The sequence below is a fragment of the Vulcanococcus sp. DEBay_Sum29NL08_54 genome (genome assembly GCF_017859255.1).
Taxonomy (GTDB): domain Bacteria; phylum Cyanobacteriota; class Cyanobacteriia; order PCC-6307; family Cyanobiaceae; genus Vulcanococcus.
On sequence record NZ_JAFMNJ010000021.1, the window covers coordinates 22,651 to 29,456 of the forward strand.

Sequence of the window (6,806 nt, forward strand, 5' to 3'; positions counted from 1 at the left end):
GTTAGATCGGCTCCGGCAGGGTCATGCAGATGTTGGCCTGCTCAACGCACTGCTCGATCAAATCGGCCAGCAGCAGGGCCCGCGAGGCCTGAGGGCCATCAACGGCGGGCTTCTCCTCACCGCGAACGCACTGGAGGAAATGCTCCAGCTCAGCGACAAGGGGGTCCACCGGCGAGGTGCTGACCTCTTCGATGAATCCGTCGTTGCGATACAGCAATTCACCGTGGTCAGCGCTGAAGGACTGGTGGGTCCGCCGGTGAATCTGCAGGCTGCGGTTGAGGAAATCGGTCTCCACCAGGGCGCTGCGGCAGTGGGCGGAGAGGCTGCGGATTTTGCGGTGCGCCATCTTGCTGGCGGTCAGGCTGGCGACCACACCATTGGCAAAGCCCAAGGTGGCATTGACGTAATCGATCGGACCATCGGCGCTGCGGCCGCCGGCGGCGGCAAGGCGAATAACGGGGGCCTGCGCCAGTTCCAGCACCAAATCGATGTCATGGATCATGAGATCCAGCACCACCGAGACGTCATTGGCGCGGTCCGGGTTGGGGCTGTGGCGGCGGGCCTCCAGCACAACAACCTCCTCGCCAGCCACCACCTTGACCAACTCGCGGAAGGCCGGGTTAAAGCGCTCGATGTGCCCCACCTGCAGCAGACGGCCTGAGGATTTCGCCGCTCGAATCAGATCGGAGGCCTCGTCTTGGGTCGCTGCGATTGGCTTCTCGATCAGGACGTGGACGCCCGCGTCAAAGCAGGCCATGCCGACGCGGTGGTGCAGGAGCGTCGGCACCGCGATGCAAACCGCCTCGACTTCCTTCAGCAGCTCGGTGTAATCCCCAAACCAGCGGCAGCCAAACTGCTCGACCGCAAGCTGACCGCGATGGGGGTCTGGGTCCGCAACCCCGACAAGCTCCGCATCCTTGAGCAGGCTGAGCACCCGGGCGTGGTGCCAGCCCATGTTTCCGATCCCGATGACCCCAACGCGGACTGGCTTCATGGCGTTGGTGTTCCGGCGCAGTAATTATCAGGGATCAAAGGTCGTCATCGCTGACGGGCTCTGCCAAACGGCGACTGATCTCTACACGGTCAATCCGGGGACCATCCATCGCGAGGACCTCAAATTGATGCCCCTTCCAGAACACACTTTCTCCGGGTGAAGGGATGTGCTGCAGGCGCTCCAAGAGGAAGCCGGCGAGGGTGTGATGTTCGTCGGATTCAGGCAACTGGAGGTTGAGCTCCCGGTTCAGCTCATAAATCTCCAGATCTCCGGCCACCAACCAGCTGTCGTCCTGGAGCTGCTGGAGATCCTCCTCGGGATTTTCGGGATCCTCCTCTTCGCCGACGATCTCGCTGGTGAAGTCGGAGATCGTGACCAGACCCTCGGTGCCTCCGTGCTCATCCACCACCAGCAACAGCGGTTGACCACTGCGAATCAAGGGCAGCAATTCAGCGACTGGCGTGGTCTCTTGAACCTTGGTGACCGGGGTGACATAGGGAGCCAACGGTGTGTCGCGCTGCAGAAGTCCCTTGGCAATCGGTTCCGCCAAACGCCTGAGGTCCAGCACCCCGCGCACGTCATCGAGGGAACTGCCCAAGACCGGGAAGCGGGCGTGGTGGGTCGTATGGACGGCCTCCATCAGCTCACCAAAGCGCACCTCCAAAGGCAGGGTGACCATGCCCGAACGGGGGACCATCACCTCCCGCACCTGGGTATCGCGCAGAGAAAAGAGACCCTCCAACATGTCGCGCTCATCGGGCATCAAGCCGGTGACGCTGTTGGACTCAATCAGGGTTTCGAGCTCACCGGCTGAGAGGGCCGGCACCAACTGATCCCAGTTACGCGGCAAGCCCAGCAAGCGCAGCACCCCATCACCCAGACGCTCCACCACCGCCAAAAACGGCGCCAGGGTGCGAATCAGGTTCTCCAACACCGGAGCCAGCCGAAGGGCGGTGGCTTCGGGGCGATGCAAGACCCAGGCCTTGGGCACCAAGCCGCCCAAAAGAGTGGCCAGGAGCACGAGGACAGCAAAGACAGCGATGTCCCACCAGACCTGCTGACCGGCAGCAGTGGAGAGCCGTTCGGCTAGGGCGCGGCCACTCCAGCCCAGCGCCAACAGGGCCATGGCCATGCCGAGCTGCGTCGCCACCAGGGCCCGGCGCAAACGCCGCTGCAGGCGTGCCACGGCGGTCGCACCAGCGTGGCCGTCCTCCTCGAGCAACTGCACCCGGGTCGGGCGCAGGCGAATCAGGGCAAATTCGGAGGCGGCGAAAAAGGCCAGCAGGATCAGCAGGGCCGCCGGAGCCAGAAATCGCATCGCCAAAGAATGGGGGTCGCGAGGATCGAACTCGCCTAAGGCGGATTATGAGTCCGCTGCATTCACCAGATTGCTAGACCCCCGGCGGTTGTGGTTTACCACAGGCCGCGCACGGGAGCAGAGAGGTTGCTGCAGCCGCCCTGGGGCAACCCTTGGCAGAAGCCATTGGAGACATCGGCCGTGCGCCAAGGCAGGGGGGTGCTCTGCTGATCCAGCAGCACTTGATAGGTGTTCTCCACCGCCGAACCGTCCCAGACGATGGTCTGATCGGGGAAACCCAGACCCATCACCCGGTTGCCCTCGCGGCCGCCCATGGCAATGCCGAGAACATCGGTGATCTGATTCACGACGCTGACCCCACGGGCATAGGGCGCGGTGTAGCTGAAGAAGCGCTGCTCCATCAGCTCAGCCGTGGTCGTCACTGGCCCGCAGCGACTCACCTCCACCAGCGGAGAACCATCGAGGGGCGCCTCGATGCTGGTGCGGCAGACAACGGGGCCCGCTGAAGCAGCCGGGATCAGCGATCCCGCCGCAGCGGCAGCGATGGCGAGTGAGCGGAGCAGCTGCATCCCTTGGGGCTCTGGGCTCTAGGCGCAAACTAGACAGACCGAGAGCTCGACGCCAGCGGAGTGACTACCACCGTTTCCCTGCCTTCCACCAGCACCGAACAGCGGCAACTGCTGCTGGAGCTGCTGGCCACGCGGGCCTACCGCCACGGCAACTTCACCCTGGCCTCCGGTCGCACCAGCAGTCACTACGTCAACTGCAAGCCCGTCAGCCTCAGCGGATTGGGCCTCGCGCTGCTGTCGGCCCAAATGCTGGAACTGGTCGAGCCCGGCGCTGTGGCCGTCGCAGGCCTGACCCTCGGCGCCGACCCCCTGGTCAGTGGCGTGGCCCAAGCCGCGGCCTTGGCCGGTCAAGCCCTGGATGCCCTGATCGTCCGCAAGGAAGCCAAAGGCCATGGCACCGGTGCCTGGCTGGAGGGGCCCCTGCCGGAGGCGGGAAGCCGGATCACCGTGCTCGAGGACGTGGTCACCACCGGTGGCTCCTCCCTCAAAGCGGTGAAGCAGTTGCGCGAAGCGGGGTATGTGGTCGAGCGCGTCGTGACGATCGTCGATCGCCAGGAAGGCGGTCTGGCTGCCATGCAGGAGGCCGGTCTGGAACTGCGCAGCCTGTTCCAGCTGGATGAAGTCGCAGCCGCACACCAGGCATGAGCGCAGCCAGCCGCTGGGGCACTCCCGTCAGCTTGATCCGCCTGGAGGGCAGCGACACCCGCCGCTTCCTGCACGGCCAGAGCAGTCAAGCGATTGAACTGGCCAAAGCCGGAGACTGCCTGCCGACCTGCCTGATCAGCCCAACGGCACGAATGCGCGGCCTGGCCCTGGTCTGCATTGATGACGCAGGTGCTGACCTGATCGTCATCGCGGGGAATGGTGAGGCCATCCGGGCCGCCCTGGATCGCGTGCTCTTCCCCGCCGACAACGTGCGGCTGGGCGCTGTTCAGCCGGCCACCCTCTGGCAGTGGCAGGGCGACGCCCAAACCGAAGACAGCGTGCTGCTGCGTCCCGGCGTCGACCTCGGCAGCGGTCCAAATGCTGCCGTTGTCTTGCAGCGATCTGACGAGGAGCTGCCGCCATGGCTCGCTGACCTTCCGGAATGGTCCGGCGAGCAGGTGGAAGCCAACCGCCTCCGCCATGGCCTGCCCGCCGAACCGAGCGAACTCAACGACGACACCAATCCGTTTGAACTCGGACTGGCCCATTGGGTGAGCCTGAACAAGGGTTGCTACGTGGGCCAGGAGACCCTGGCGAAACTCGCCACCTACGACGGGGTCAAGCAACAGCTGCGCTACTGGGAGAGCAGCGAAGCCCTCGAGCCCGGCACAACCCTGAGCAGCGCCGGCGGCGAGCGGGCTGGAGTGGTGACCTCCTCTCAGGGCGGCCGGGGGCTGGCGCTGATCCGACGCTCTCAGCTCGAGGCCAGCACCCTGCACGCAGGCGGCACCGAGGTGACCATCAGCACACCCCTGGCCTTTATCGCGCCTCCAATCGGCGCTGGCGGTCAGGGCTGATCGAGAAGCCAACGGGCGACCACCCAGGTCGCCAGGGCATCGTCGTGGTTGTAGCGGAAGATCCGGCGCAGGTTCTGGCGGGAGCCACGGCCATCGGCGCCGGCTCCGCCCAGGCGCCAGCGCCGCCACCAGAGCAGGGCCCGAGCCCCATCAACCCCCGGTTGGCTCCAACGGAAGCCGAGCCAACTGGCCACCGCCTTGAGCCCGTAGCTGTTGGTGGGCATCCACCAGTGCTGGCGCAGGCGCTGATGCACATCCAGCATCCGGGCCCGTAGGGCCTTGAGCTCCCGCTCGCGCACCCCCAAGCGTTGGCCCATCTTCACCAGGGCCAAGACCTCCGTTTCGCCGAAGTGCAAGACCGGCCAATCGGGATAGGCCTCGAGCAAACGCATCAGGCGCTGCCAGAGCCGCTCTTCGCCGTGCTCCAGCAGGGCCAGAACCGGGTGGTAAGGCGCAGCGGAGGCCTGGGCTAGATCCGGCCAAGTGCCGTCGGGATTGCGGGGCAGACGGACAAAGCCATGAAGGAAATCGTCCCGGGCATCGGGATCCGATTCGATGTCGTAGATGAGCACCCCAGGTGCCTTCGCCAACTCCGGCAGGGCCGCCAGAGGGTCGCGCCGCAGCGGTTCGCCCCTGGCCTGCACCTGGGCTTGGGTGACCAGCTGCGGCGCGATCTCGGCGTGCTGCTCGCCATAGGTCATCAGGCGATCCGCCAGGTCGCCTGGATCGGCCTCAGCCAGGGCACCGAGACGATCGATCCCCAGCTCCATCAACATGTCGCGCCGCTTGGCGCCGATCCCACTGACTTCGCTGAGGTGTCCCTCCGCCGCGGCCACTTGGTCACAGCTGGCCTTCCAACTGCAGAGCACGCACTTCTTGCGATCGGCCACCAGGGGAGGCGGCGTGGGCCGGCGCAGATCCTCGGCCAGGCGCTCCAGCGCTTCATCCAGCTGTCGCGGCAGGCTGCCGGCCAAGGGGACGGTCTCCTGCTGCAACCCCCGACCTGATCCCGAGAGCACCAAGGCGGTTCGAACCGGTGCCTGTTGCGCCTCCGCCAGCAACCGCCCCCAGAGGGCCAGGACGTAGCGGTGCTCGCGCGTCGTCCGCCGTCCCGGCCGAAACAACACCGGCCGATAGCTGTGAGGCCCCCAACGGCTTTCGCCTTTGACCCTCTGGAGCAGGGGCGGGTGGGCCTCGACGCCTTCACCCTTCAGCCGCAGGCCCACCACCGCCGGAGCTCCGGCCTGGGCTGCCGCCTCCCCGTGGCCGGGGCGTTCAGGGAACAAGGTCGCGAAACTGCGGCGCTGCTCATCGAGCTGCAGTTCGCGGTGGGACGTCCAGAGCCGCTGGTCGCTATCGCCATGGCAATCCAGCCAGGCGCGGCGCTTGCAGCGCAACCAACTGCGCAAGAAGCGGTCGTTGAGCAGGATCTGAGCTGGCACCCCCTGACGCTAGGTGGCCGCCGCAGGCTGCTAGCACGTGGATGTCGCCCCTGCCCTGCTCCGATGGCTTCAGCGCCCCTGCCCCTGGAGGCCAGCCCCATTGCCTTCGGCACCGACGGTTGGCGGGGCATCCTCGGCGTGGACATCACGGTCGAGAGGCTCCTGCCGGTTGCTGCCGCGTCCGCCCGGGAACTGGAGGCCTCAGCACCCGCAGGACTGAACAGCCGCGAGATTGTGGTCGGCTACGACCGCCGCTTCCTCGCGCCGGAACTCGCTGAAGCGATCTGCAGCGCGGTGCGCGGCGCCGATTTGGTGCCGGTGTTGGCGGAAGCGCCCATCCCCACTCCAGCCGCCAGCTGGGCCGTAGTGGAACGCCAGGCCCTCGGTGCATTGGTGATCACCGCCAGCCACAACCCCCCGGAATGGCTGGGCCTGAAGATCAAAGGCCCCTTTGGTGGGTCGGTGGAAGGGGACTTCACCAAGCGGGTGGAGCAGCGGCTGCAGGCCGGCGGCATCTCCGTGCCGATCCAAGGCGAGACCCTGCGTTTTGACGCCATGGGGACCTACCTCGCGGGCCTCAAAGCCAAGGTGGACACCGCAGCTCTAAGCGCCGGACTCGAGCGCCTAGGCCTGCAGGTGATCGTCGATCCGATGCACGGCTCCGCGGCCGGTGGACTGAGCCGCCTGCTCGAGGGTGCAGCGAAGAGCGATCACCTGCGTGAGATCCGCTCCAACCGCGACCCCCTCTTTGGCGGCAACCCGCCCGAACCCCTGGCCCCCTACCTGCAGCAACTGATCGCAGAGGTGCGGGCCTCGACCCTGGCCGGCCGGCCGGCCGTGGGCATCGTCTTTGACGGCGATGGCGATCGCATTGCCGCGGTGGATGAACACGGACGCTTCTGCAGCACCCAGCTGCTGATGCCCCTGTTCATTGATCACCTGGCCCGGGCCAAGGGGATGAGCGGTTCGGTGGTGAAAACC

At 66.3% G+C, this 6,806-nt stretch carries 6 protein-coding genes, 1 tRNA gene and 1 pseudogene; 3 read left to right on the forward strand and 5 right to left on the reverse strand.

From position 1 onward, the window contains the following. Position 1: 1 nt before the first annotated feature. From QZ186_RS08110 to QZ186_RS08125, 4 genes are all read right to left on the reverse strand, one after another. A complete protein-coding gene (locus tag QZ186_RS08110; protein ID WP_247476351.1) occupies positions 2-994 on the reverse strand; it encodes a Gfo/Idh/MocA family protein in 993 nt (330 codons plus the stop codon). 34 nt (positions 995-1,028) lie between these two features. After that, positions 1,029-2,312, reverse strand: coding sequence for a hemolysin family protein (locus QZ186_RS08115; protein ID WP_296416397.1), 1,284 nt, complete (start codon positions 2,310-2,312; stop codon positions 1,029-1,031). 10 nt (positions 2,313-2,322) lie between these two features. Next, positions 2,323-2,395, reverse strand: a tRNA-Ile gene (locus tag QZ186_RS08120). Positions 2,396-2,407: 12 nt separating this feature from the next. After that, positions 2,408-2,881, reverse strand: coding sequence for an Occludin/ELL family protein (locus QZ186_RS08125; protein WP_247476355.1), 474 nt, complete (start codon positions 2,879-2,881; stop codon positions 2,408-2,410). Between the two features lie 60 nt (positions 2,882-2,941). On the opposite strand from QZ186_RS08125, the gene pyrE reads away from it, so the two are divergent. Together pyrE and QZ186_RS08135 are read left to right on the forward strand one after the other, a co-directional pair. Continuing rightward, complete coding sequence (gene pyrE, locus QZ186_RS08130) at positions 2,942-3,526, forward strand: orotate phosphoribosyltransferase (protein WP_296416399.1); 585 nt, start codon at positions 2,942-2,944, stop codon at positions 3,524-3,526. Next, positions 3,523-4,383, forward strand: coding sequence for an aminomethyltransferase (locus QZ186_RS08135; RefSeq protein ID WP_296416400.1), 861 nt, complete (start codon positions 3,523-3,525; stop codon positions 4,381-4,383). Before pyrE ends, QZ186_RS08135 begins: the two co-directional genes overlap by 4 nt. On the opposite strand, the gene QZ186_RS08140 is transcribed toward QZ186_RS08135, so the two are convergent. Continuing rightward, complete coding sequence (locus QZ186_RS08140) at positions 4,374-5,825, reverse strand: TM0106 family RecB-like putative nuclease (protein ID WP_296416401.1); 1,452 nt, start codon at positions 5,823-5,825, stop codon at positions 4,374-4,376. The two genes, QZ186_RS08135 and QZ186_RS08140, sit on opposite strands and share 10 nt — an antisense overlap. A 63-nt stretch (positions 5,826-5,888) precedes the next feature. On the opposite strand from QZ186_RS08140, the pseudogene QZ186_RS08145 reads away from it, so the two are divergent. Next, a pseudogene (locus QZ186_RS08145) lies at positions 5,889-6,806 on the forward strand (phosphoglucomutase/phosphomannomutase family protein); the annotation flags it as partial.